This is a genomic window from Bradyrhizobium sp. OK095 (assembly GCF_900109945.1).
Taxonomy (GTDB): Bacteria; Pseudomonadota; Alphaproteobacteria; order Rhizobiales; family Xanthobacteraceae; genus Bradyrhizobium.
In genome coordinates this window covers 387,107-411,370 of the sequence record NZ_FOBX01000002.1, presented here as the reverse complement: position 1 = coordinate 411,370, position 24,264 = coordinate 387,107, and the positions used below count along the sequence as shown (strand labels likewise).

The 24,264-nt window shown below is 65.5% G+C and carries 18 protein-coding genes; 5 read left to right on the top strand and 13 right to left on the bottom strand.

The window, feature by feature from the left end:
- The first annotated feature begins 213 nt into the window (after positions 1-213).
- The 4 genes from BMW89_RS06930 to BMW89_RS06915 all read left to right on the top strand — a co-directional run bounded on the left by BMW89_RS06930 (position 214) and on the right by BMW89_RS06915 (position 7,175).
- Entirely contained in the window at positions 214-1,797 is a 1,584-nt protein-coding gene (locus BMW89_RS06930; RefSeq protein ID WP_092024022.1) for a Do family serine endopeptidase, read from the top strand.
- A gap of 284 nt (positions 1,798-2,081) precedes the next feature.
- Positions 2,082-2,762, top strand: a complete 681-nt coding sequence (locus BMW89_RS06925) for a response regulator transcription factor (RefSeq protein WP_092024687.1) — start codon at positions 2,082-2,084, stop codon at positions 2,760-2,762.
- Complete coding sequence (locus BMW89_RS06920) at positions 2,746-4,200, top strand: sensor histidine kinase (RefSeq protein ID WP_092024020.1); 1,455 nt, start codon at positions 2,746-2,748, stop codon at positions 4,198-4,200. The genes BMW89_RS06925 and BMW89_RS06920 overlap by 17 nt, the downstream gene beginning before the upstream one ends.
- A complete protein-coding gene (locus BMW89_RS06915; RefSeq protein WP_092024018.1) occupies positions 4,197-7,175 on the top strand; it encodes a bifunctional [glutamine synthetase] adenylyltransferase/[glutamine synthetase]-adenylyl-L-tyrosine phosphorylase in 2,979 nt (992 codons plus the stop codon). Before BMW89_RS06920 ends, BMW89_RS06915 begins: the two co-directional genes overlap by 4 nt.
- Here BMW89_RS06915 and BMW89_RS06910 read toward each other — a convergent pair.
- Genes BMW89_RS06910 through BMW89_RS06890 form a run of 5 tightly spaced genes read right to left on the bottom strand, consistent with a single transcriptional unit; the run spans position 7,138 to position 13,118 of the window.
- Positions 7,138-7,371 (bottom strand): formate dehydrogenase subunit delta, encoded by a 234-nt coding sequence (locus BMW89_RS06910; protein WP_177195882.1) that lies wholly within the window; start codon positions 7,369-7,371, stop codon positions 7,138-7,140. The two genes, BMW89_RS06915 and BMW89_RS06910, sit on opposite strands and share 38 nt — an antisense overlap.
- Complete coding sequence (gene fdhD / locus BMW89_RS06905; RefSeq protein WP_092024014.1) at positions 7,355-8,188, bottom strand: formate dehydrogenase accessory sulfurtransferase FdhD; 834 nt, start codon at positions 8,186-8,188, stop codon at positions 7,355-7,357. The genes BMW89_RS06910 and fdhD overlap by 17 nt, the downstream gene beginning before the upstream one ends.
- Positions 8,189-8,192: 4 nt before the next feature.
- The gene (gene fdhF, locus BMW89_RS06900) at positions 8,193-11,066 is read right to left on the bottom strand and encodes a formate dehydrogenase subunit alpha (protein WP_092024012.1); all 2,874 of its coding nucleotides are present in this window, start codon (positions 11,064-11,066) and stop codon (positions 8,193-8,195) included.
- Positions 11,067-11,076: 10 nt separating this feature from the next.
- Positions 11,077-12,633 (bottom strand): formate dehydrogenase beta subunit, encoded by a 1,557-nt coding sequence (locus tag BMW89_RS06895; protein WP_092024010.1) that lies wholly within the window; start codon positions 12,631-12,633, stop codon positions 11,077-11,079.
- A complete protein-coding gene (locus BMW89_RS06890) occupies positions 12,630-13,118 on the bottom strand; it encodes a formate dehydrogenase subunit gamma (protein WP_092024008.1) in 489 nt (162 codons plus the stop codon). The genes BMW89_RS06895 and BMW89_RS06890 overlap by 4 nt, the downstream gene beginning before the upstream one ends.
- 224 nt (positions 13,119-13,342) lie before the next feature.
- On the opposite strand from BMW89_RS06890, the gene BMW89_RS06885 reads away from it, so the two are divergent.
- Entirely contained in the window at positions 13,343-14,236 is an 894-nt protein-coding gene (locus tag BMW89_RS06885; protein ID WP_092024006.1) for a LysR family transcriptional regulator, read from the top strand.
- A 188-nt stretch (positions 14,237-14,424) separates the two neighbouring features.
- Here the strand turns inward: BMW89_RS06885 and BMW89_RS06880 are convergent, their stop codons facing one another.
- From BMW89_RS06880 to BMW89_RS06845, 8 genes are all read right to left on the bottom strand, one after another.
- Positions 14,425-16,755, bottom strand: a complete 2,331-nt coding sequence (locus BMW89_RS06880; RefSeq protein ID WP_092024004.1) for a PAS domain-containing sensor histidine kinase — start codon at positions 16,753-16,755, stop codon at positions 14,425-14,427.
- Positions 16,756-16,978: 223 nt separating this feature from the next.
- A complete protein-coding gene (locus tag BMW89_RS06875) occupies positions 16,979-18,352 on the bottom strand; it encodes a cation-efflux pump (RefSeq protein WP_092024002.1) in 1,374 nt (457 codons plus the stop codon).
- A 250-nt stretch (positions 18,353-18,602) separates the two neighbouring features.
- Positions 18,603-19,571, bottom strand: coding sequence for a quinone oxidoreductase family protein (locus BMW89_RS06870; RefSeq protein ID WP_092024000.1), 969 nt, complete (start codon positions 19,569-19,571; stop codon positions 18,603-18,605).
- Positions 19,572-19,596: 25 nt separating this feature from the next.
- The gene (locus BMW89_RS06865; RefSeq protein WP_092023998.1) at positions 19,597-20,592 is read right to left on the bottom strand and encodes an NAD(P)H-dependent flavin oxidoreductase; all 996 of its coding nucleotides are present in this window, start codon (positions 20,590-20,592) and stop codon (positions 19,597-19,599) included.
- 373 nt (positions 20,593-20,965) lie between these two features.
- Complete coding sequence (locus tag BMW89_RS06860) at positions 20,966-21,613, bottom strand: hypothetical protein (RefSeq protein ID WP_092023996.1); 648 nt, start codon at positions 21,611-21,613, stop codon at positions 20,966-20,968.
- A gap of 45 nt (positions 21,614-21,658) precedes the next feature.
- On the bottom strand, positions 21,659-21,859 hold the full coding sequence (locus BMW89_RS06855) for a hypothetical protein (RefSeq protein ID WP_092023994.1): 201 nt from the start codon (positions 21,857-21,859) through the stop codon (positions 21,659-21,661).
- A gap of 171 nt (positions 21,860-22,030) precedes the next feature.
- The gene (locus tag BMW89_RS06850; RefSeq protein WP_092023992.1) at positions 22,031-22,747 is read right to left on the bottom strand and encodes a hypothetical protein; all 717 of its coding nucleotides are present in this window, start codon (positions 22,745-22,747) and stop codon (positions 22,031-22,033) included.
- 49 nt (positions 22,748-22,796) lie between these two features.
- Positions 22,797-24,203: a coiled-coil domain-containing protein gene (locus tag BMW89_RS06845; RefSeq protein WP_177195881.1), complete on the bottom strand. Its 1,407-nt coding sequence runs from the start codon at positions 24,201-24,203 to the stop codon at positions 22,797-22,799.
- Between the last annotated feature and the right edge of the window lie 61 nt (positions 24,204-24,264).

Here is a 24,264-nt window from a genome sequence, read left to right as displayed (position 1 = left end):
GAAAACGCGTTCCCGGGCCGATCACTGGAACTTGACTAAGCTCCTGCCAGATCACGACTTTCGTCGTGCGTTAAACCGCCGCATCGGCTTCGTCCTTCATTACAAAAGTTTAACCCCGCCGCCAGCGCACGGTAAGGCGCGAGCCCCCATGTTCAGGTCCGCAAGGTGCTGGCATCCGGCACCAAATGAATTCAAGGCCCCGGAGATCCCTGCATGAGCGACCGTATCGACCTCTCGAACCTTCCGTCCTACCGGCAGCCGCGCCGGTCGGTGTTCTCGGCCCGCCGGATCGCGCTGATGGCGTCGGTCCTCGCCGGTCTCGGGGTCGCCGTCCACGGCTTCAGCCCGTCGACCTCGCCTGCCGATTTGTTCTCCAGCCCGGCGCATGCGCAGGTCAACAACGAGGTCCGCAAGGTCGAGCGTCCGATCGGCTTTGCCGACATCGTCGAGCGCGTGAAACCGTCGGTGATCTCGGTCAAGGTCAACATCAAGGAAAAGGCCGCGAGCAACGATGATGGCGACGACGCGCAGTCGCCGTTCCAGCCGGGCTCGCCGATGGAGCGCTTCTTCCGCCGCTTCGGCGGGCCGGATGGCATGCCGGGTCTGAAGGGTGGTGGTGGTCGCGGCCGCGTCGTGCAAGGCCAGGGCTCCGGCTTCTTCATCTCGGCTGACGGCTTTGCCGTGACCAACAACCACGTGGTCGACGGCGCCGAAAAGGTCGAAGTCACGACCGACGACGGCAAGACCTACAGCGCCAAGGTGATCGGCACCGACCAGCGCACCGACCTTGCCTTGATCAAGGTCGAGGGTGGCTCGAATTTCCCGTTCGCCAAGCTTGCCGACGCCAAGCCGCGGATCGGCGACTGGGTGCTGGCGGTCGGCAATCCCTTCGGCCTCGGCGGCACCGTGACCGCGGGCATCGTCTCGGCCAGCGGCCGCGACATCGGCAACGGCCCCTATGACGATTTCATCCAGATCGACGCGCCCGTGAACAAGGGCAATTCCGGCGGTCCCGCTTTCGACACCAACGGTGAGGTGATGGGCGTCAACACCGCGATCTACTCGCCCTCCGGTGGCAGCGTTGGCATCGCGTTCTCGATTCCCGCGAGCACCGTGAAGAGCGTGGTCGCCCAGCTCAAGGACAAGGGCTCGGTCAGCCGCGGCTGGATCGGCGTTCAGATCCAGCCTGTCACGTCCGATATCGCCGACAGCCTCGGCATGAAGAAGGCCGAGGGCGCGCTGGTGGCGGAGCCGCAGGCAAACGGTCCGGCTGCCAAGGCCGGCATCGAGTCCGGCGACGTCATCACGTCGGTCAACGGCGAAGCCGTCAAGGACGCGCGTGAGCTTGCCCGCACCATCGGCGGCATGCCGCCCGGCGCGACCGTGAAGCTCAACGTGCTGCACAAGGGCCAGGACAAGGTTGTGAACATGACGCTCGGCCAGCTGCCGAACACGGTCGAGGCCAAGGCCGATACCGACAAGGACAGCGGCAAGGGTGCGAGCAAGGGCACCGATGTGCCGAAGCTCGGCATGACCGTTGCGCCCGCCGACTCCGTCGCCGGCGCCGGCAAGGAAGGCGTCGTGGTCACCGAAGTCGATCCGAAGAGCGCTGCGGCCGAACGCGGTTTCAAGGAAGGCGACGTAATCCTCGAAGTCGGCGGCAAGACCGTGGCCACCGCCGGCGACGTCCGCGACGCCATCACAGCGGCGCGGACCGACAACAAGAACAGCGTCCTGATGCGCGTGAAGAGCGGCGGCCAGTCGCGCTTCGTCGCGATCCCCCTCGCCAAGGGGTAAGCCTCAGGAGGCCTACGAATGAGGGGTGTCGCCGGCATTAGTCGCCCCCGCCGACGACGCCCTTCGGGGGAGCAGCGTAAATTTCGCTTCCCCAGTCTACCTTCCGGTGGAATTACGCCCCCCTCCGTCGGAAGGCCTAGGGCGGTGAGGTCCCCCCAGCTTCACCGCCCGCCCTTTTGCCTACCCAGGTTTTCGCCCAAGTCCCGTTTGCCTGGCTTGCATGCGATTGCCGCTCGCGCCATGTTCAGAGAAGGTTGACCCCCTTGACCGCCGCCGAACGCACGATGCGCCTCCTCATCATTGAAGACGACCGCGAATCCGCCGACTACCTCGTGAAGGCGTTTCGCGAGGTCGGACATATTGCCGACCACGCCGCCGACGGCGAGGAGGGCCTCGCCATGGCCGAGAACGGCGAGTACGACGTGCTGGTGGTCGACCGCATGCTGCCCAAGCGCGACGGCCTGTCGCTGATCGGCGCGCTGCGCGCCAAGGACGACACCACGCCGGTGCTGATTCTCTCCGCGCTCGGCCAGGTCGACGACCGCATCAAGGGTCTGCGCGCCGGCGGCGACGACTATCTGCCAAAGCCCTATTCCTTCGCCGAGCTGCTGGCCCGGGTCGAGGTGCTGTCGCGTCGCCGCGGCGGTCCCGCCGAGGACACGCTCTACCGTGTCGGCGATCTCGAGCTCGACCGTCTGTCCCATCGCGTTGCCCGCGGCAAGGACGAGCTGACGCTCCAGCCGCGCGAATTCCGCCTGCTCGAATATTTGATGAAGCATGCCGGCCAGGTGGTGACGCGCACCATGCTGCTGGAGAATGTCTGGGACTATCATTTCGATCCGCAAACCAACGTGATCGACGTGCACATTTCGCGGCTGCGCTCCAAGATCGACAAGGGTTTCGAGCGGCCGCTGCTGCACACGATCCGCGGCGCCGGGTATATGATCCGTGACGGCATTCGGTAAACTCATCCGCACCACGGCATTCCGGCTGACGCTGGTCTACCTGTTTTTGTTTGCGATCTTCGCGGCGTCGCTGCTCGGCTATTTCGCCTGGAATACGCGGCGGCTGATCACCGAAGAGATCACGCAGACGGTCAATTCCGAGACCTCGGAGATCAACGAGATCTACGGGCGCCGCGGCTTGTTCGGCCTCGTGCGCGCGATCGAATATCGTGCGCTGCGGCCGGGCGCCAACCTCTACCTCGTGACCACGCCGACCGGGCAGGCGGTTGCCGGCAATGTCGGTTCGCTGGCGCCCGGCGTGATGGCAACGCGCGGCTGGACGGAGACGGCCTACAGGCGGATCGAGGATGCGAACGAGCGCGATCACCGCGCGCTGGTGCGCGTCACCGAATTGGAGAACGGTTTTCGTCTGCTGATCGGCCGCGATCTCGACGAGCGGCGGCGCCTGTTCGGCATCGTGGCGAAGGCGGCGCAATGGTCGGTCCTGATCGTCGTGGTGCTCGGCCTCGGCGGCGGCATCTTCGTCGCACGCAGGGTGTTGAGGCGCATCGATGCCATGACCGGCACCGCGCAGCGCATCATGACCGGGGATCTCAGCGGACGCCTGCCGGTGGGGCGCAGCGGCGACGAGCTCGATCGTCTTGCGGAAAACCTCAACGCCATGCTGGAGCGGATCGAGGCGCTGATGGCGGGGCTGAAGGAAGTCTCCGACAACATCGCCCACGACCTCAAGACGCCGCTGACGCGCCTGCGCAACCGCGCCGAGGAGGCGCTGGCGAAATCGGGCAGCGAGGCCGATTACCGTGCCGCGCTGGAGCGGACCATCGAGGAATCCGACGGCCTGATCCGCACCTTCAACGCGCTGCTGATGATCGCGCGCGCCGAGTCCGGGCAGGCACGCGGCAACATGGACGATTTCGACGCGGCCGATGTCGCGGGCGGCATCCACGAGCTCTACGAGCCGCTGGCCGAGGACGACGGCATGACGCTCAAGGTGAAGGCCGACCCGACACCGGTTCATGCCAACCGCGAATTGATCAGCCAGGCGCTCGCCAATCTGGTCGAGAACGCCATCAAATACGGCAAGCCGGTCGCGCTGACAGGTGGAACCGTGGTCAGCATGGACTCCAGGCAGATCACGATCGAAGCGAGACGCGAGGGCGACCAGGTGCTGCTCAGCGTCACCGATCGCGGCCCCGGCATCCCCGAGGCTGACCGCAAGCATGCCGTCGAGCGATTCGTGCGGCTTGAAGCCAGCCGCACGCTGCCGGGCTCAGGCCTCGGCCTCAGCCTCGCCTCCGCGGTTGCGACGCTTCATGGCGGCGAATTGCGGCTGAGTGATGCCCATCCGGGTCTCGTCGCCACGCTGGTGCTGCCGGCGCGCGCAGGCGACAGGGTTGCTCCTCCAATAGCGGATGTGCCACAGAAGGTGGCATGAACCACTCCGCGCCGGGAAACGCGGACAAGCATGGTGAGAGCCTGGCCGCGCGCTTCGCGGAGGCTCCCCATATTGCCGCTTCCACAACCGACGAACGACGTTTTGACGATTGGCTGGCCGAGCTCGAGCCGGCACAATCGAGCCATCTTGGAGCGTTGCTGGTTCATCCCTTCGCCCGAAATATCCTGGCCGGCATTGCCGAATTCTCGCCCTATCTGTTCGATCTGGTGCGCGCTGATGCGCTGCGCCTGATCCGGCTGCTCGAATGCGATCCGGATCTGCATCTCGCCGCACTGATCGCCGAGGCGAGGGACGCGGTGCTCGCGGCAGGCGACGAGGCCGAGGTGATGCGGCTGCTTCGCCGCATGAAGGCGGAGGCCGCACTTCTGATCGCGCTGTGCGACATCGGCGGGGTCTGGCCGGTGATGCGGGTGACGGCGGCGCTGACCGACGTCGCGGTGTCCTCGGTGCAGGCGGCGCTCCAGTTCCTGCTGCGGCAGGAAGCCGCACGTGGAAAGATCCTGCCGCCCAACCCTGAAGCCCCCGAGGAAGGCTGCGGCCTGATCGTGCTCGCCATGGGCAAGATGGGGGCGGGCGAGCTGAACTATTCCAGCGACATCGATCTCATCGTGTTCTTCGACCCTGATAACACGACGCTGGCGCCCGACCTCGAGCCGCAGCCGTTCTTCGTCCGTGTCACGCAGGGGATGGCGCGCATCCTCCAGCAGCGCACTTATGACGGTTACGTCTTCCGCGTCGATCTGCGTCTGCGTCCCGATCCGTCCTCGACGCAAGTTGCGATCTCCCGTGACGCCGCGCTGCATTACTACGAGCGGGAAGGGCGCACATGGGAGCGCGCCGCGATGATCAAGGCGCGCGCCTGTGCCGGCGATGCGAGGGCGGGCGAGGCGCTGCTGGCCGAGATCGCGCCGTTCGTCTGGCGCAAGCATCTCGACTTCGCAGCGCTCGCCGACGTCCACGACATGAAGCGGCAGATGCAGACCTATCGCGGCCAGAGCGAGGTCGCGGTCGAAGGCCACAACGTCAAGGTCGGCCGTGGCGGAATCCGCGAGATCGAGTTTTTCGCGCAGACCCAGCAGCTGATCGCCGGCGGCCGCCATCGCGAATTGCGGGTGCGGCCGACGCTCGCCGCGCTCAATGTGCTCGCGAACAGCAACTGGATCACCTTCACAGCGCGCGACGAGCTGACCAGGGCGTACGAATTCCTCCGCCGGGTCGAGCACCGCCTCCAGATGGTCGCGGACGAGCAGACCCATGCGCTGCCCGACGACAAGGAGGCGGTCGAGCGCTTTGCCCGCTTCTTCGGCTATCCCGATCGCGAAGCCTTTGCGCGCGACCTGCTGCGGCAGCTCGAAATCGTCCAGGGCCACTACGAAAAACTGTTCGAGGGCGACCCGACCGGCACGGCAAAGCTGCCGGCGCTCGACTACGGTGCGGGTCCCGACGATCCGCGCCTGCTCCAGCATCTGACGACGCTCGGCTTCAAGAAGCCCGCCGCGGTCGGGCAGACCTTGCGCGACTGGATCACCGGCGACTATCGGGTGTTCCGCAATGAGGCGACGCGAAGCGCCTTCATCGAATTCGTGCCGGCCCTGATCGACGGCCTGGCGCATGCCGAGGCGCCGGACCGCGCCGTCGTGTCGTTCGATCATTTCCTCGGGGCGCTCCAGCGTGGCGGCCGGCTGATCACGCTGCTCGGCCAGAACCGCGACCTCGTCGCGCTGGTGGCGCTGGTGCTGGGGGCAGCGCCCCGGCTTGGCGAGATGCTGGCGCGCAAGCCGCAGCTGATGGACGGCCTGATCGACCCGCGCTTCTTCGGCGCGATGCCGGACAAGCAGCAGTTGTCGGCACGGCTTGCGGCCACGGTGCAGGATGCCGCTTCATATGAAGAATTCCTCGATCGCTTGCGCCTGTTCGGGCAAGAGAGCCTGTTCCTGATCGGCACGCGCATCCTGTCGGGCACCGTCTCGGCGCAACAGGCGAGCACCGCCTTTGCCGACGTTGCCGAAGGCACCGTCCACACTGTGCATGGCCTCGTCGCCGACCGCTTTGCCGCCCAGCATGGCCGGATCAAGGGGCAGGAGACCGCCATCATCGCGATGGGCCGGCTCGGCAGCCGCGAGATGACGGCCTCTTCCGATCTCGATTTGATCCTGCTCTACGATTTCGACGGTGAGACTCCGGACTCGGACGGAGCGAAATCGCTCCAGGGCGCGCATTATTTCGCCCGCTTCACCCAGCGCCTGATCAGCGCCTTCACGACGCGCACCAATTACGGCGTGCTCTACGAGATCGACATGCGGCTGCGCCCGTCAGGGCGCGCCGGCCCGGTCGCGTCGAGCCTTGCGTCCTTCGCCGATTATCAGGCCAACGAGGCCTGGACCTGGGAGCACATGGCGCTGACGCGCGCACGCGTGGTGTCGGCATCGCCTGAATTCCGCGAGCAGATCGAGCGCGTCATCCGCGATGTCCTGACCCGCCGCCGCGATGGCACGATCATCGCCAATGACGTCGCCGACATGCGGCGCGCGATCGCGCAGGAGAAGGGCGAGAGCGACCATTGGGATCTCAAATATGCCGCCGGCGGCATGATCGACATCGACTTCATCGCGCAATATCTCCAGCTCGTGCATGCCCATCACAAGCCTGACATTCTCGACGTCAGTACGCTCCAGGTGCTCGACAATGCAGCCAGGCTCGGCGTGCTCGCGCAGTCGGAGGCCGAGATCCTGCGTGCCGCTGCGCGGCTCTATCACGATTTGACGCAGATCCTGCGGCTGTGCGTCAGCGACGGCTTCAAGCCTGATACCGCCGGCACCGACCTCCAGCGCGTGATGGCACGCGCAGGTGATGCGCCTGATTTCTCGTCGCTGGAGGCGCGTGTGAAGGAGACGCAGGGCGAGGTGCGGCGTATCTTCAGGACGCAGCTGGAAGGCTCTGCTTCAGCGAGGTGAGGGCCTCGATCACGTTCGGCTCCAGACCCGCGCCGCCCGCGTCGAGATGCGCGAAGATCGCCCGCTTCATCCGGGGATCCCAGAACTTCTTGATATGGTCGGCGATCCCCGGCACGGCCTTGTCGTGGCCCTGGCTGCGGAAGAACGTGCCGATCTGGTTGGCCATGTAGACGAGGCGGTCAGCAGGCGACGACATCGACAATCTCCTGAGCACGAAGGGCCGTGACGCGGCCCTGGTGCGTGAACACTTCAAACCCGTCGCTGCGGGCAATCGCGATCAGCGTGATGCCGGCGGCCTCCGCAGTGCGAACCGCGAGCGCGGTAGGCGCGGAGACCGCGACCAGCACAGGCGCGCCGATGGCAGCCGTCTTTTGTACCATCTCGACCGACACGCGGCTGGTCAGCAGCACCATGCCGACGCTTGCGTCGGTCCGGCTGCGCGCCAGCGAGCCTGCGAGCTTGTCGAGCGCGTTATGGCGGCCGACGTCTTCGCGCAAGGCCACGATGCCATTCGACGGCGACCAGAAGGCTGCGGCGTGGACCGCGCGGGTCTGCATGTTGATCGATTGCAGGGGCGCGATCGCCTGCATCGCCGCCATGATGTGTTGCGGCGTGAAGCTGGTCCCTTGCGGCACCACGGCTGCGGGCCGAATTGCCTCCGCAATCGAGTCGATGCCGCAGATGCCGCAGCCGGTTGGACCTGCGATATGGCGGCGGCGTTCGCTGATGCGCGCGCCATCTTCCGAGGCCAGCCACATCTGCAGCTCGATGCCGTCGTCGAGGCGGACGATTTCGAGCGACTTGATGTCATCGACCGACTTGATGATGCCTTCGTCCAGGCTGAAACCGACGGCAAAATCTTCGAGGTTCTGCGGCGTCCCCATCATGACGGCATAGGTGCCGCCATTATAAGTCAGCGCCAGCGGCGTCTCCTCCGGGATCAGCCGCGCCCCTTCGGACGCGACGCCGTCACGCCAGATCTCGCGGTCGATGGCCTGGACCGGCACGTGCATGCCGTTACTCCGCAGCCTCGGCCGGCGCGATGCGGCGGGAGTGCCGCGCCTGCTCGTCATAGGACTTCTGCCAGTCGGACGGGCCGTTCGACGGCGAGATCTGCACCGCCGTGACCTTGTATTCGGGGCAATTGGTGGCCCAGTCCGAATACTCGGTCGTGATCACGTTGGCCTGTGTGTCCGGATGATGGAAGGTGGTGTAGACGACGCCCGGCGACACGCGGTCGGTGATCTCCGCGCGCAGCGTGGTCTCGCCGGCGCGGCTCTTCAGCCGTACCCAGTCGCCGTCGCGCACGCCGCGCAGCTCGGCGTCGTGCGGGTGGATCTCCAACCGGTCCTCGGCATGCCAGACCACATTCTCGGTGCGCCTCGTCTGCGCGCCGACATTGTACTGGCTGAGGATGCGGCCGGTGGTGAGCAGCAGCGGGAAACGGGGACCGGTGCGCTCGTCGGTCGCGACATATTCGGTGACGATGAACTTGCCCTTGCCGCGGACGAAGCCGTCGATATGCATCACCGGCGTGCCCTCCGGCGCCTTCTCGTTGCAGGGCCACTGCACCGAGCCGAGCTCGTCGAGCTTGGCGTAGGAGACGCCCGTGAAGGTCGGCGTCAGCGCCGCGATCTCGTCCATGATCTCGGACGGATGGCTGTAGTTCATCTCGAAGCCCATCGCCTTGGCAAGGCCGATGGTGACCTCCCAGTCGGCCATGCCGTTCTTCGGCGTCATCACCTTGCGGATGCGCTGGATGCGGCGTTCGGCGTTGGTGAAGGTGCCGTCCTTCTCGAGGAAGCTCGAGCCGGGCAGGAAGACGTGGGCGTAGTTGGCGGTCTCGTTCAGGAAGAGGTCGTGAACGATGACGCATTCCATCGCCGACAGCGCCGCCACCACATGCTTGGTGTTGGGATCGGACTGGAGAATGTCCTCGCCCTGGACGTAGATGCCCATGAAGGTGCCTTCGATCGCGGCATCGAACATGTTGGGAATGCGCAGGCCCGGCTCCGGGTTGAGCTTGACGTTCCAGAGCGCCTCGAACTGGTCGCGCACGGCCTCGCCCGAGATATGGCGATAGCCGGGCAGCTCGTGCGGGAACGAGCCCATGTCGCACGCGCCTTGCACGTTGTTCTGGCCGCGCAGCGGGTTCACGCCGACGCCGGGACGGCCGATATTGCCGGTGACCATCGCGAGGTTGGCGATCGCGATCACCGTGGTCGAGCCCTGACTGTGCTCGGTGACGCCAAGTCCGTAATAGATCGCGCCATTGCCGCCGGTGGCGTAGATGCGGGCCGCTTCGCGCAGGACCGTCGGATCGACGCCGGTGAGAATCGCGGTGGCTTCCGGGCTATGCTTGGGCTGGGCGACGAAGGCGGCCCATTCCTCGAACTCGCTCCAGTCGCAGCGCTCGCGGATGAAGGCTTCGTTGGCGAGGCCCTCGGTGACGATGACATGCGCCAGCGCCGTCACGACCGCAACGTTGGTGCCGGGCATCAGCGGCAGATGCAGCGCCTTCACATGCGGCGATTCCACCATCTCGGTGCGGCGCGGATCGATCACGATCAGTTTTGCGCCCTGGCGCAGCCGCTTCTTCAGGCGCGAGGCGAAGACGGGATGAGCCGAGGCCGGATTGGCGCCGATGATCATGGCGACGTCGGTGTCCTCCACCGAGTCGAAATCCTGCGTGCCGGCCGAGGTGCCGAAGGTGACCGACAGGCCATAGCCGGTCGGCGAGTGGCAGACGCGGGCGCAGGTGTCGACATTGTTGTTGCCGAAGCCGGCGCGGATCAGCTTCTGCACCAGATAGGTTTCTTCGTTGGTGCAGCGGGACGAGGTGATGCCGCCGATGGCGTCGCGGCCGTATTTCTTCTGGATGCCGCGCATCTTCGCCGCAGCGAAGCTGAACGCTTCGTCCCAGGAGACTTCCTTCCAGGGATCCTCGATCCGCTCGCGGATCATCGGATTGAGGATGCGCTCCTTGTGGTTGGTGTAGCCCCAGGCGAAGCGGCCCTTGACGCAGGAATGGCCGCGATTGGCCTTGCCGTCCTTGTAGGGCACCATGCGCACGACTTCCTCGCCGCGCATCTCAGCCTTGAACGTGCAGCCGACACCGCAATAGGCGCAGGTGGTGACGACCGAGTGCTCGGGCTGGCCGATCTCGATGACCGATTTCTCCGTCAGCGTCGCAGTCGGGCAGGCCTGCACGCAGGCGCCGCAGGAGACGCATTCGGAGCCGAGGAAACTCTCGCTCATGCCCGGCGAGACGCGGCTGTCAAAACCGCGGCCGGAGATCGTCAGCGCAAAAGTGCCTTGCACTTCCTCGCAGGCGCGGACGCAGCGCGAGCAGACGATGCACTTGGAGGGATCGTAGGTGAAATACGGGTTGGACTCGTCCTTCGGCATCCAGGCGGCGTTGATCTCGCCATGGGATTTCGCAAAGACGTGGTTCTCGCCCTCGTAGCCGTAGCGGACGTCGCGCAGGCCCACGGCACCCGCCATGTCCTGCAATTCGCAATCGCCATTGGCGCCGCAAGTGAGGCAGTCGAGCGGATGGTCGGAGATGTAGAGCTCCATCACGCCCTTGCGGAGCTTCTTCAGCTTTTCGCTCTGGGTGTGAACGACGAGGCCGTTCATCGCCGGCGTGGTGCAGGAGGCCGGCGTGCCGGCGCGACCCTCGATCTCGACGACGCAGAGCCGGCAGGAGCCGAACGCGTCGACCATGTCGGTCGCGCAGAGCTTTGGGATCTGGTGGCCGGCGTCCATCGCGGCCCGCATGATCGAGGTGCCCTCGGGCACCGTGACCTCATTGCCGTCGATGGTCAGCGTCACCATCGTTTCCGATTTCGAGCGCGGTGTGCCGAAGTCGATTTCTTCGATCAGAGACATCGTTGTTCTCCTATTCCGCGGCTTGAAGCGTGGTCGGTACGGGTGCGAAATCTTCCCGGAAGTGCTTCAACGCGCTGAGCACCGGGTAGGGCGTGAAGCCGCCGAGTGCGCAGAGCGAGCCGAATTTCATGGTGTTGCAGAGGTCTTCGACGAGTGCGAGGTTTTCGCTCACGCGTTCGCCGTTGATGATTTTCTCGATGGTCTCGACGCCGCGGGTCGAGCCGATCCGGCAGGGCGTGCACTTGCCGCAGGATTCGATGGCGCAGAACGCCATCGCAAAACGGGCCTGCTTGCGCATGTCGACGCTGTCGTCGAACACGACGATGCCGCCATGGCCGATCAGGCCGTCGCGGGCGGCGAACGCCTCATAGTCGAACGGCGTGTCGAACAGCGCGCGGGGGAAGTAGGCGCCGAGCGGACCTCCGACCTGCACCGCGCGGACGGGGCGCCCCGTGAACGTGCCGCCGCCGATGTCGTCGACGAGCTCACCGAGCGTCACGCCGAACGCGGTTTCGAACAGCCCGCCATGGCGGATGTTGCCGGCGAGCTGGATCGGCATCGTGCCGCGTGAGCGGCCCATGCCGAAATCCGCGTAGGCCTTGGCGCCCTCTGCGAGGATGAAGGGGATGGCGGCGAACGACAGCACGTTGTTGATCACGGTCGGCTTGCCGAACAGGCCGTGATGCGCCGGCAGCGGCGGTTTGGCACGCACCAGGCCGCGGCGGCCTTCGAGGCTCTCCAGCAGCGAGGTCTCTTCGCCGCAGACATAAGCGCCGGCGCCGACGCGCACTTCCATATCGAAGCTGTAATTGGAGCCGCCGATCTTGTCGCCGAGATAGCCGCCGCGCCTGGCCGCCACGATGGCAGCGTTCATCGCCTCGACCGCATGCGGGTATTCGCTGCGGATGTAGATGTAGCCCTTGGTGGCCCCGACAGTGATGCCTGATGTCGTCATGCCCTCGATCACCAGGAAGGGATCGCCTTCCATGATCATGCGGTCGGCAAAGGTGCCGCTGTCGCCTTCGTCGGCGTTACAGACGATGAATTTGCGGTTCGCGCTGGCTTGCGCGACCGTCTTCCACTTGATGCCAGTCGGGAAGCCAGCGCCGCCGCGGCCGCGCAGGCCGGACGCCGTGACTTCGTTCAGGATCGCATCAGGTCCGAGCGAGAGTGCGCGCTCAAAACCCTTGTAGCCGCCATGGGCGCGGTAGTCGTCGAGTGAGCGCGGATCAATCACGCCGCAGCGGGCGAAGGTGAGACGGGTCTGGCGCTTCAGCCAGGGAAGCTCGTCGGTCGCGCCCAGCCGCAACAGATGCGGCGTGTTGCTGGCGAGCGCGTCGAGCAGGGAGGGGACATCGGTCTCGGTCACGGGGCCGAAGGCGATCCGGCCCTGCGGCGTCGCGACCTCGACCAGCGGCTCCAGCCAATATAGGCCGCGCGAGCCGGTCCTGATAATCTCGACCGTCACGCCGCGCTTGGCCGCAGCCGCTTCCAGAGCCAGCGCAACCTCGTCGGCGCCGACGGCCACCGCACCCGCATCGCGTGAGACGAATAGACGCATGCTCATCGCTGTGCCTCCGCAACCAGTGCATCGAGGCGCTTCTCGTCGAGCCGGCCAATCAGGCGGCCGTCGAGCATCGCGGACGGCGCGGTCGCGCACAGGCCGAGGCAGTAGATCGGCTCCAGCGTGACGCGATCATCGGCCGTCGTGTTGCCGAGCGACACGCCCAGTTTTGCTTCCGCGCGCGCAGCAAGCGCATCGCCGCCAGCGGCCTGGCAGGCCTCCGCGCGGCACAGCTTCAGCACATGGCGGCCGGCCGGCTTGTGCCTGAAATCATGATAGAACGTGAAGACGCCATGCACCTCGGCGCGCGACAGATTCAGCGCCTGCGCCACCATCGGAATCACCGGCTCGGGGACGTAGCCGAAGGCCTCCTGAAGCGCGTGGAGGATGACGAGCGTCGCGCCCTCTTGCTTCGCATGTTCGGCGATGATTTCGGCGCCGCGCGTCTCGTTCCAAGGCTCGTAACAAGGCTCGTAAACCGCTGTCATTCTTCGTTCTCAGATTGAGCGTCCCTACAGCGCAAACTATTTGGAATCGTTCGAAGATCAATAAAGCTGTCTCATGCTGCGATTGCGAATTCAGATCGATTTGGGAATGCAATCGACCGATACAGAAATGCAATTAGCCGCGTTTCGCTTGCCGGTTTTTCCGTGTTGGTAACGACCTGCCGTGCTAGCTTGTATGCCACGATAGAATCCGAGGGGACGACCGGTTGCTCGACAAGCTTGAATTGCTGCTGGCGCTGGCAAAGGAGCGGCATTTTGGTCGCGCGGCAGAGGCTTGCGGCGTGACCCAGCCGACCATGTCGACCGGTCTGAAACAGCTCGAGGAGATCCTCGGCGTGATGCTGGTCCAGCGCGGGTCCCGGTTCCAGGGCTTTACCCCCGAGGGCGAGCGGGCGCTGGACTGGGCGCGGCGGATCGTGGGCGATGCCCGGGCCATGCGTGACGAGATCAACGGGCTGAAGCATCAGCTCTCCGGCGAGATCCGCATTGCCGCGATCCCGACCGTGCTCGGCATGGTCGCCCAGCTGACGACGCCATTCCGCGCCAAGCATCCCGAGGTGCGTTTCAGCATCCGGTCAACGACATCATCGGAGGTGCTGGGGCTGCTCGAAAATCTCGAGGTCGATGCAGGGCTGACCTATATCGAGAACGAGCCGATCGGGAAGGTGCGCACCATTCCGCTCTACAACGAGAGCTATCGCCTGCTGACCGCGCCGGACGGCATGTTCGGCGATCGCGAGACGGTGACGTGGAAGGAGGTCGGCGAGGTGCCGCTGTGCCTGCTCACGCCCGACATGCAGAACCGCCGCATCATCGATCGCGCGCTGCGCTCGGTCGGCGCGGAGGCGACGCCGACCTTGACCTCGAACTCGCTGCTGGTGCTGTTCACGCACGTGAAGACGGGACGTTGGGCGAGCGTGATGCCGGCCAAGCTTGCCGAGACGCTTGGCCTGTCGGACACGGTTCGCTCGATCCCGATCACCGATCCCGATGTCAATTACAGCATCGGCATGGTGATCCCGCAGCGTGATCCCATGACGCCGCTGATTGCGGCGCTGGTCAACGTCGCGCGTGAGGTCGCGCCGTCGTTGCAGCTGTAGGGACCAGAGCGGGAGGGCCCGAGCAAGCGCCTCGTCCTTCGAGACGACCGCTTCGCGGTCTCCTCAGGATGAGGCTCCGTTGTATCGGTGTTCGTTGAAACTGCTGCTGCGTACTCTGCCCTCATCCTGAGGGCCCGCCGGAGGCGGGCGTCTCGAAGGATGGCCGCAGACGAGTTTCCCGGCAGGCGTTACGCTGCAGCCGATATCCCGGACGCTGCCTTGATCGCGTCGCGCGGCAGGGTCACGCGCACCACCGTGCCGACATCGATCTTCGAGCGCAGCTTCATTGAGCCGCCGTGCAGCTGCGCCAGCGAGCGGGCGATGGCGAGGCCCAGTCCCGAGCCGTGATAGGTCTTGGTGAGCTGGCTCTCGACCTGCTCGAACGGGCGGCCAAGCCGTGCCAGCGAGTGCTGTGCGATCCCGATGCCGGTGTCGGCGATCATCAGCACGATCTTGTCGTCGAGTTGCCGGCTGCGCACCACGATGCGTCCGCCGTCGGGCGTGAACTTCACCGCGTTCGACAGCAAATTGACGATGATCTGCTTGGTGGCGCGGCGGTCGGCGACGACCGAGATCGACGTCTCGATGTCGGCGTCGAGCGTCAGCTGCTTGTCCTGGGCCCGGCCGGTGACGACCCGCAGGGATTCCGCCAGCGTCTGCGCGAGGTCGAGCTCTTCCATGTCGAGCTTCATGCGGCCGGCCTCGATCTTGGACATGTCGAGGATGTCGTTGATGACTTCGAGCAGGTAATGGCCGCTGGTCAGAATGTCGTGGCAGTATTCCTGGTACTTCTCCGAGCCCAGCTCGCCGAACATGCCCGAGCCCATGATCTCGGAGAAGCCGATGATGGCGTTGAGCGGCGTGCGCAGCTCGTGGCTCATATTGGCGAGGAATTTCGACTTGGTCTGGTTGGCTTCCTCGGCGCGGGTCTTCTCGCGCTGGTACTTTTCGGCGAGATCGGCGAGCTCGTTGGTCTGGCGCTCGAGGGCGGCCTGCGAGCGCTTCAGGTCGATGACGGTGGCGCGCTGGCGCAGATCGTTGTCGACCAGCTTCTGCTCGTGCTCCTTGATCCGGGTGATGTCGGTGCCGACCGAAACGTAGCCGCCGTCCTTGGTGCGGCGCTCGCTGATATGCAGCCAGTTGCCGTCGTCGAGCTGCGCCTCGAAGGTGCGCGCGCCCGGGCCTTGGGCAGCTGTCTCGTTGTGGCGGGTGCGGACCTCCGGCATGCGGCCGACCTCGAGCACGGTCTCGTAGGAGGTGCCGGGAATGACGGCTGAGTCGGGCAGCTTGTGCAGGCGCTGGAAGTGCGAGTTGCAGAGCACCAGGCGGTCGCTGGCGTCCCACAGCACGAAGGCTTCCGGAATGGTCTCAATGGCGTCGCGCAGCCGCAGATCGGCTTCCACCGTCCGCTCGGCGAGGCTCTTCTGTTCGGTGATGTCGACAGCAATGCCGATCAGGTGGACGCTGGAATCGGTCGCCCCACTTGTCTTCTCGCAGCGGACGCGGAGCCAGATCCAGTGGCCGTCGACATGCTGCATGCGGAAGGTCTGGTCGATGTGGTCGATCTTCTCGGAGATCAGCTGGTCGGCGATCTCGAATAGGTCGATGTCGTCGGACTTCACCAGCGCGTTGACCTCGCCGAAGGTGAGGAGCTCGTTGCGGCCGTCGAGGCCCAGCATCGAGAACATCGATTGCGACCAGAAGATGCGGCCGCGCGACAGGTCCCAGTCCCACAGCCCGCAGCGGCCACGGTTGAGCGCGGTGTCGATCCGGCCGCGCACGGCGTCGTTGATGAGGTCGCCCTCGCGGGCCCGGGTCGATTGCCAGTGGAAGGCGAAGCCGAGGATCAGGACGACGAAGCCTGTCGTTGCCGACAGCGTTACCGAGAGCGCGGCGTCCGAGCCCCAGATCGGCTCGTTGCGCTCCTGGATCACGGTGACGAAGCCGGGCAGCGACTTGATCTGCCGCGAGGTCGCCATCGCGGCGTTGCCGTTCGGCAGCGTCATGTCGGAAATGCCGATGTCGCGCGGCGGGGCTGCCAGGAGTTGCGCCGTGGTGATGGCATCGAGCAGGCGGTCGTTGCCTGAGGGATCGCTGTCGATCGGAATGCGGGCGAGGATGCGGCGGTCAACGCCGGCCGAGGTGACGACGACGTGGCGGCCCGAGACTCTGGCCCGGGACGGGATCATGTCGGGCAGCAGCGTCGGCAGGTTCTCGACGTTCTTCAATCGCTCCGCGCGCACGGAGGTGACGCGGTCGATGCGCTCGGCGAGCAGTTCGGCGAGGGATGAAATGTCGTTCTGGATCACCTGCCGCTTCTGGCGCGTCTGATCGACGACCTGCACGAACGCGCCGAGGCAGATCGTGATCAGGAACGCGATGATGAGCGTCGGCACGGCGCGGCGCAGCGCCGGCTCCGCGATCAGGAGCCGATGATAGGCAGGTTTCGCGATCGACTGCGCCAATCCTTTGATCGAATCGGATTGGACGCATGCGTTCGCGGCGTCTGCACGCGCCATGCCTTCGGCCCCCTGAAAACCTGTACGACGAATTTCGAAAGCAGCCCCACGTCGCTTTCGAATCAAAGCGATTTGAATCCACTTTGCGCAGGCTGTCGAGAGTCAATGAATCGTTAACGCCGAATAATTCTTATCCAATGGAGAGTTCGTGCCTCTCGCATCCGTAAATCGACGTGAGCGATGAGTCCGAAACGAGAACGTGTGACGCCTCGCACATTCCGCGTCACGCGCGCGGCGGCTCGGCGTGACTGATGACGCGCTTCACGCTCGGGAAGGCGCGGCGCAGCCTGCGCTCGATCGCATCGACATGCTCGTGCACCTTGACCACGCTCATCGACGGCGTGGCGCGGCAGTGGAAGTTGACGATCTCGCCGGCGTCGGTGTTGCGGACGCGCACATTATGGATGTCGTGGATCTCGCCGCCGGCGGCATATTCGGTGAGCGCGGCGGCGATGGCCTGCACCCGTTCCGGCGCGGCATCGATTCCGAACGGCAGTTCCGGTTCCAGCGGCTCGATATGGACGTCGACCTCGACGTCCTCGCCGAACTCCTCCTGGATGTTGCGCTCAAGCGTGTTGGCGACGTCATGGGCGGCGTCTAGCCGCATCCCGGCATCGACCTCGAGGTCGATGCTGACGATCAGTTTTCCGCCGAGATCGTGCACCGTGACGTGGTGGATGGCGAGGCCCGAATTGTGCGCGATCACCATGATGCGGTCGCGCACGGTCTCGTTGTCGCGCGCGACGGGGACGGCCGTGAAGGTCAGATCAGCGTCGCCGAATGCCTTGTCGACGGCGGCTTGCGCCTTGCGCTTGATCTCCTCGACCCGGTCGATTGGATAGGTGCGCGGCACTTTTGCGATGGTGTCGATGAAAGTGGTCGCTCCGACCATGCGCACGCGCAGGCGCTCGACGTCGATCACGCCCGGGACGCCACAGATCGCGGCAGTGGCCTTCTCCTGTGCGCCTTCCGGCGCGCGGTCGACCAGCGTCTGCACGGTGGAGCCGGCCATGCGCAGGCCGAGCAGAGCGATCATCACGGCAACGGCGGCGGCTGCGGCCGCGTCGCCCCACCAGAAGCCGAGGGCGGCGAGGATCAGGCCGATAATCACCGCGAACGAGCCCAGGACGTCGGAGGCGAAATGCAGCGCGTCGGCCGCCAGCGCCTGGCTCCGCGTTTCCCGCGCGGCCTTGTGCAGCGCGCGGGCACGCCAGAAATTGACGACGATATCGATCACCAGCACGATGAAGGGGACGGCCGAGATGGTCGGCGGCGGTGTTCCCTCGCGCAGCCGGCTATAGGCTTCGACCAGGATGCCACCGGCGAGCACGTAAAGCAGGGCGGTGACGCCGAGCGCGGAGATGCTCTCCAGCTTGCCGTGGCCGTAATGGTGCTCGTCGTCCGCCGGCTTGTCGGACACCCGCACCACTGCCCAGGTGATGATGGTCGCGATCAAGTCGACCGAGGAATGCAGGGCCTCGGAGATCAGTGCGAGCGAGCCGATCGCGATTCCAACCGCGAACTTGGCCGCCGCCATGCCGCCGCTGGCGAAGATTGAGATGGCCGCGACCGAGGTTTTGTTGTGCTGGGAGGTCATGGCGGGGATTTAGCAGGCCATGGCGGGACATCAAGCGATGATCCACAGGCGTAGTCGCTAGTGAGTTGCAGGAGCGATGCTGGCAGTTGCCGTCATGCCCGGGCTTGTCCCGCCTGCGCGGCCGAAGCCGCTTCGGCGAGGCGAAGGCCCGGGCATCCACGTTCGTCGAGCAGCAAGACGTGGATGGCCGGGACAAGCCCGGCCATGACGAGCGGAGAGAGGCGCGCCATGTCGCTCTCGCCCGCCGCCGCTACACAGTCACGACGATCTTCCCCAGATGCTTGTTGGCCTCCATGTGCTCGAACGCCTTGTCGATGTCGTCGAACGCGTAGACCTTGTCGATCGGCAGCTGGAGCTTTCGCGACTCCACCGCGCCCCAGATGTCGGTCTTGACCTCATCAAAGATCTCGCGGACCTCCTCGATGGTGCGGGTGCGGAAGGTGACGCCGATATAGTTGATCCGGCGCGCCGCATGCAGGTCGAAGTTGAAATCGGCATGGGTTCCGCCGAGCCGGCCGACATTGACGATGCGGCCCTTGACCCGGGTCGCCGCGAGGTTCTGGTTGGCGACTTGGCCCGAGACCTGGTCGACGATGAGGTCGACGCCTTCGCCGTTGGTCGCCTTGAGCACCTCATCGACCCATTTCGGGTCCGAGGAGTCCACCGCGAGGTCGGCGCCATACTCCGTCAGCCGGCCGCGGCGATAGGCATCGGTCGACGAGCCGATCACGAGCTTTGCGCCCTTGAGTTTTGCAATTTGCATCGCCATCAGGCCGACGCCGGAGCTCGCGCCCTGGATCAGCACGCTCTGGCCCGGCTGCACGCCACCGACCATGACGACGGCGTTGTACATGGTCGCGAGCGCGACGGGCAGGGTGGCGGCCTCCTCGAAATTCATGTTCGAGGGCGCGCGAAACAGCCGGCCGTGGTCGGCGAGTGTGTACTCCGCAAACGCAGCGCCGCCCGAGCCCATGATGCGGTCGCCGACCTTGACGCCCTTCGCGTCCGGTCCGAGCTCGGCAACTTCGCCGGCCCATTCCATGCCGAGCACGGTGCCGGCGCCGCCGGCCGCGCCATGAGCGTGGCCTTTGCGCATGCCGGTGTCGGCGCGATTGAGTCCGCAAGCGCGCACGCGGACGAGCACTTGCGTGCCCTCGGGTTTTGGTTGAGCGACGTCGGAAATCCGAGCGCCTTCAGGGCCGTAGACATAAGCCTTCATGAATTACTCTCGCTTCTTGCAGTGATTATTCCGCGGCTTGGGCGGTCGGATGAACGATCATGCCTTCGAGCCGGCTGCGGATGATGGCTTCGGCTTCGCGCACGATGCGCGAGATGAGCTCGCCACAGCTTGGGATGTCCTGGATCAGGCCCTGCACCTGGCCGGCCGACCAGATGCCTTCGTCCGAATTGCCTGATGCATAGACCATCTTGCCGCGCGCGCCAGCGACGAGTTCGCGGATGTCCTCGAACTTGGCGCCTTCCTTCTCCATGGCGACGACCTTGGTCGAGATCTCGTTCCTGGCGACGCGCGAGGTGTTGCGCATGGTGCGGAAGATCAGCTCGGTCTCGCGCTCGTCATTGGCGACGATCTTCTCCTTGATGAGCTGGTGGATCGGGCTCTCCTTGGTGGCCATGAACCGGGTGCCCATGTTGATGCCCTCGGCGCCCAGCGCCAGGGCGGCGACCAGGCCACGGGCATCGGCAAAGCCACCCGAGGCGATCATCGGGATCTTGATCTTGTTGGCGGCGGCCGGGATCAGGATCAGGCCGGGGGTGTCGTCCTCACCGGGGTGGCCGGCGCATTCGAACCCGTCGATCGAGATGGCGTCGACGCCCATGCGCTCGGCCGAAAGCCCATGGCGGACGCTGGTGCATTTGTGCACGACCTTGACGCCGTGCTTTTTGAACTCGTCGACATGCTCCTGCGGCTTGTTGCCGGCGGTCTCGACCACGGTGATGCCGGCCTCGATGATGGCGGCGCGGTATTCGGCATAAGGCGGCGGCTTGATCGCGGGCAGGATGGTGAGGTTGACGCCAAACGGCTTGTCGGTCAGGTCGCGACAGCGCGCGATCTCCTTGGTCAAATCCTCCGGCGTCGGCTGGGTCAGCGCCGTGATGAAGCCGAGCGCGCCGGCGTTGGCAACGGCAGCGACCAGCTCCGCCCGGCCGACCCATTGCATGCCGCCCTGGACGATCGGGTGCTCGACGCCGACGAGTTTTGTGAACCGTGTTTGCAACATGATTTCCCCCAGGGTGGCCCGCAGGCTCTGTTATCGGTTGATGCCGAGAGGATGCCGCCGGGGGTAGGAAATGTCTATTGCGGGACCGTGCGGTGGGGGCGGGGTGGCATGCGGGAGGTGGAGGTGATTCCGCTGGGCGGATAATTGGGGGCTCGTGTCCCGGACGCGCTGCAACGCGTAGCGTTGCTGCGCAGAGCCGGGACCCAGAAGGCCGCGCAACGGGCTGATGCATGGGCCCCGGCTCTGCAGCGCATCACCGTAGCGCGTCGAAGACGCGCGTAAACTCGCTTATGGTGCTGCGCAGCGTCCGGGGCACGAGACCTGGGCTTTCGAATTCAGCTGCTCGCAATGAAGATCGAGCCCGGTAGCGCCGCTACTCCGCCGATAGACGCACCATTTGCCGGCCGCCGTTCATTTCCTTGAGGCGGTTGACGAAGTTTTCCGGGCGCTGCCAGCGGTAGGGGACCTGCAGGCCCATGAACTCGGCGATGTCGCCGATGAAGCCGGTGCAGTTGGTGGTCTCGGCATTCCAGACCGGCGAGCTCGCCTGCAATTTCTTGATATAGGCGAACACCCGCTTGGCGTCGGCCTCGTTGAGGTACACGCGGTAGTTCGCGGTCAGATAGTCCGGATCGAGATCGCCGTAGCTCGCGCCGGTCTCGGCTGGCACCCAGGTGAGGTGGCCGAGCACGTAAGCCCAGGTGTCCCCGGACGGTGTGAGGCCTGCGACCTCGACGGCGCGCTCGCTGGTCTTGCCGTACCAGACGAAGGCATGGCCCCAGCTTGCCGCGGTCCGTGCGCGGAAGTCGACGTAATAGGGACCTTTTTCCGCACGCGCGATCGGGCGCCGCGACTGCGGCGCCGATCGTGATGCGGTGTCGGTCGTGGCAAGCGCATTTGCATCAGCAACGCGCTTGTTCGCTTCGTGGGCCGAGGCCGAGGGCATCGTGCATGCGAGCATCGCCGCCAGGGCAAATCCCGCAAGGATGCAGGATCCCGATCGATCAGGTTTGTTCGTCACACTGTGCCCCTCGACTGTCGGCCGCTTACGCAGACTTTGCGCGTATCAATAGCGCGCTGCGACCGGGCCGGGCGCCTTGCCGATCGGGGACTTTCCAATCGGGCTCTTGCCAATCGGCATCTTGCCGATCGGCGCCTGCTCCGAATAGACCGGCACGGGCTGGCGGCGCGGCAGATCCGCGGCGTTCGCAACCGTCACCAGAGCAAGCGTGGCACCCAGTACAAATACAATCTTCTTCACGTTCATACCCCTAGAAGGTTTGGTCCAAACACGGCACCGCCGTGCCCCCAGACACGCCTCAGAGATGGACGTCGGAATGCGTCCACAGTGCGGCACCCCCGCGACATGTTGGCGGCATCTCTCGGGCGCGCGGAGATGTGATATGTCCAGATGTTGCGGAGCGGCGCCGCGCGTTCCTTAACGGTCGGCGCGCAGCCGAAAGTGCATCTCAATCTTCGCTGGCGATGGTTCGCTCGCTATCCGCCAGGGCGAAAAGCCGGGCGTGGGATCCGGATCGGAGGGAAGATCGATCGGCCAGCTTTGCGTGGGAATCCCGGGGAGCGTCAGGCTGACGACGCGGTGTCGCGTCTTGTACATCAGAGAGGTCGAGGCAATGATCGCTTTGCGGTCGCCGTCATGCGCGCGCCAGTTCGCCGGCAACATGGCGTTGGCATACCCTGTCGCCTCCTCGATCTCGATATGTACGTCCTCCTCCTTGTCCGGCAGGGTCATGCCGGCGGGGAGGCGAAACTCGATTGCGAGCGTCATGTAGCCGTGACTGAGATAGGGCGAGCGAATGAGCTCGTACCATCCCCACCAGGCGAGGCCTGCCGTGATGAGCAGGACGGGGATCGCAAAGGGGAGGGACAGCCGCGCGGCGGGGCGAGGTGCGGGATCGGAGGTTTCCGCGGCCGGCTGTGGCGTTGCATTCCGGACCAGGCCGAAGCGCACGAACAGCCAGATGCCCGCGATCAGGCCGGCGACGCCGCCGATCGGGCCGATGTCAAAGAAGGCGCCCATGGCGATGCCGCCATCGCGGTCCGGCCCGGCCAGCATGACCACCAGCGCTGCAAGGCCCGACCAGCCGGCGAGCATGCCGAGCAGGGCGGACAGGATGCCGAGGATGATGCGCATGTGCGGTTGGTCGCGCCGGCATCAACTCCGGTTCGAGGCGCGCCGCAACTCACCCAATCCGGTTGAGGCTGTTCCGGATCGTCGAGAAGATGCCGCCGATGTCCTTGCGCAGGGCATCGAGCGCGTTGAAATTGTCGAAGATGCGGGTGAGACGGTCTTCGACCTCGCGCTTGCTCTTGGTGAGCGTTTCGACGCGGGAGGCCAGCGTGACGCCCGCATTGGCCTCGATCTCGCCGACGGTTTTGGCCAGAAGATCGCGGGTGGTGCTGACATCCGCGATCATGGCCTCGATGCCGAACACCGGGGCCTTGAGCGGGACGAGATCGGCCTGCGATTTCGACAATTCCGCCTTGAAGGCATTCAGCGTCGTCAGCGTCTCCTGCAGCGCGCCGAGGCGCTGGCGCGACTGGAGCACGAAATCGTTCAGCGCGTTCTGGCGCTCAGTGAGCGTCTTGCCGTCGGAATCGGTCTCGACCTCGCTGAGCGAGCGTTCGAGCTGGGCCTGGCGCTGGCCGAGCTCCTCGAAGTCGAGCCTGACAGCCTTGAGGATGTTGAAACTGTCGTCGATGCGGGCGAGGCGCTGCTCGATCTCGAGCTTGTTCTTCGACAGCATCTCGACGCGGTTGCCGAGCGGCGTTTCGCCGCCGGTCTCGATCTCGTCGATGCTCTTGGCAAGGAGGTCATGACCGAGGCCGATCTCGCCGATCAGGGCGTTGATGCCGGCGTCCGTCGATCGCAGCGGCACCAGCTCGGCGTGGGATTTCGCCAGATCTTCCTTGTACTGGTTGAGGGTCGCGAACGTCTCCTGCACCGTGTTGACCCGCGTCAGCAGCGTCGATACGTCGCGCGCGATGTCCTTGAGCCGGTCGGCGAGGTTGTTCTTGCGGTCGTCGGTTTCGAGGTCGTGCAGGGAGCGTTCGAGCTGGTTCTGGCGGTCGCGGATCTCGGTGAAGACGGGCTCGACCGCGCGGCGCTGATCGGCGACCTTGCCGACCATGTCGCGCACGCCCTGCTGGCGGCGGCGGATTTCGGCGAGTTGGTCGTGCATGTCGGTGGATTCGTTGCGGCCCTGCTGGAGCAGCGCGCGCTGCTCGGTCTCGCCCAGCTTGTCGTGGAGAGCGGAGACCGCCTCTCTGGGATCGCTCTCGATCAGGTGCTGGACGGTGGCATCGAGGTGGTTTTGCAGGGCGTGGGCGACGACGACGTCCTCGCGGGTCTTCTTGAGGCGGTCGCGCAGCTTGTCGAGGCGCCGGTCCTGGCGCGACAGCCGCCAGGCGGTTGCGCCGATCAGCGCCAGCGCCACCACCAGAAGCGCCCCGGTTGCGATGCGCTGCGGCACGGGCAGGCCCGCGAACAAGGCGGGCAAATGGGCGATATCGTAACCAAACGCCTGTTGGGCGAGAAGCGCGATGGCGGCGAGCAGGACAAACCAGGCAACCAGGACAAACAGCCACATCGTGACTTCCTCACGCCGGCACACAATCTCGCCATAGTTGCTATTGGAGAGCGGAACCGAG

Coding starts and splice junctions, on each gene's coding strand:
- BMW89_RS06930 (WP_092024022.1), top strand. CDS start 214: ATGAGCGACCGTATCGACCTCTCGAACCTTCCGTCCTACCGGCAGCCG.
- BMW89_RS06925 (WP_092024687.1), top strand. CDS start 2,082: ATGCGCCTCCTCATCATTGAAGACGACCGCGAATCCGCCGACTACCTC.
- BMW89_RS06915 (WP_092024018.1), top strand. CDS start 4,197: ATGAACCACTCCGCGCCGGGAAACGCGGACAAGCATGGTGAGAGCCTG.
- BMW89_RS06910 (WP_177195882.1), bottom strand. CDS start 7,371: ATGTCGTCGCCTGCTGACCGCCTCGTCTACATGGCCAACCAGATCGGC.
- fdhD (WP_092024014.1), bottom strand. CDS start 8,188: ATGCACGTGCCGGTCCAGGCCATCGACCGCGAGATCTGGCGTGACGGC.
- fdhF (WP_092024012.1), bottom strand. CDS start 11,066: ATGTCTCTGATCGAAGAAATCGACTTCGGCACACCGCGCTCGAAATCG.
- BMW89_RS06895 (WP_092024010.1), bottom strand. CDS start 12,633: ATGAGCATGCGTCTATTCGTCTCACGCGATGCGGGTGCGGTGGCCGTC.
- BMW89_RS06890 (WP_092024008.1), bottom strand. CDS start 13,118: ATGACAGCGGTTTACGAGCCTTGTTACGAGCCTTGGAACGAGACGCGC.
- BMW89_RS06880 (WP_092024004.1), bottom strand. CDS start 16,755: ATGGCGCGTGCAGACGCCGCGAACGCATGCGTCCAATCCGATTCGATC.
- BMW89_RS06875 (WP_092024002.1), bottom strand. CDS start 18,352: ATGACCTCCCAGCACAACAAAACCTCGGTCGCGGCCATCTCAATCTTC.
- BMW89_RS06870 (WP_092024000.1), bottom strand. CDS start 19,571: ATGAAGGCTTATGTCTACGGCCCTGAAGGCGCTCGGATTTCCGACGTC.
- BMW89_RS06865 (WP_092023998.1), bottom strand. CDS start 20,592: ATGTTGCAAACACGGTTCACAAAACTCGTCGGCGTCGAGCACCCGATC.
- BMW89_RS06855 (WP_092023994.1), bottom strand. CDS start 21,859: ATGAACGTGAAGAAGATTGTATTTGTACTGGGTGCCACGCTTGCTCTG.
- BMW89_RS06850 (WP_092023992.1), bottom strand. CDS start 22,747: ATGCGCATCATCCTCGGCATCCTGTCCGCCCTGCTCGGCATGCTCGCC.
- BMW89_RS06845 (WP_177195881.1), bottom strand. CDS start 24,203: ATGTGGCTGTTTGTCCTGGTTGCCTGGTTTGTCCTGCTCGCCGCCATC.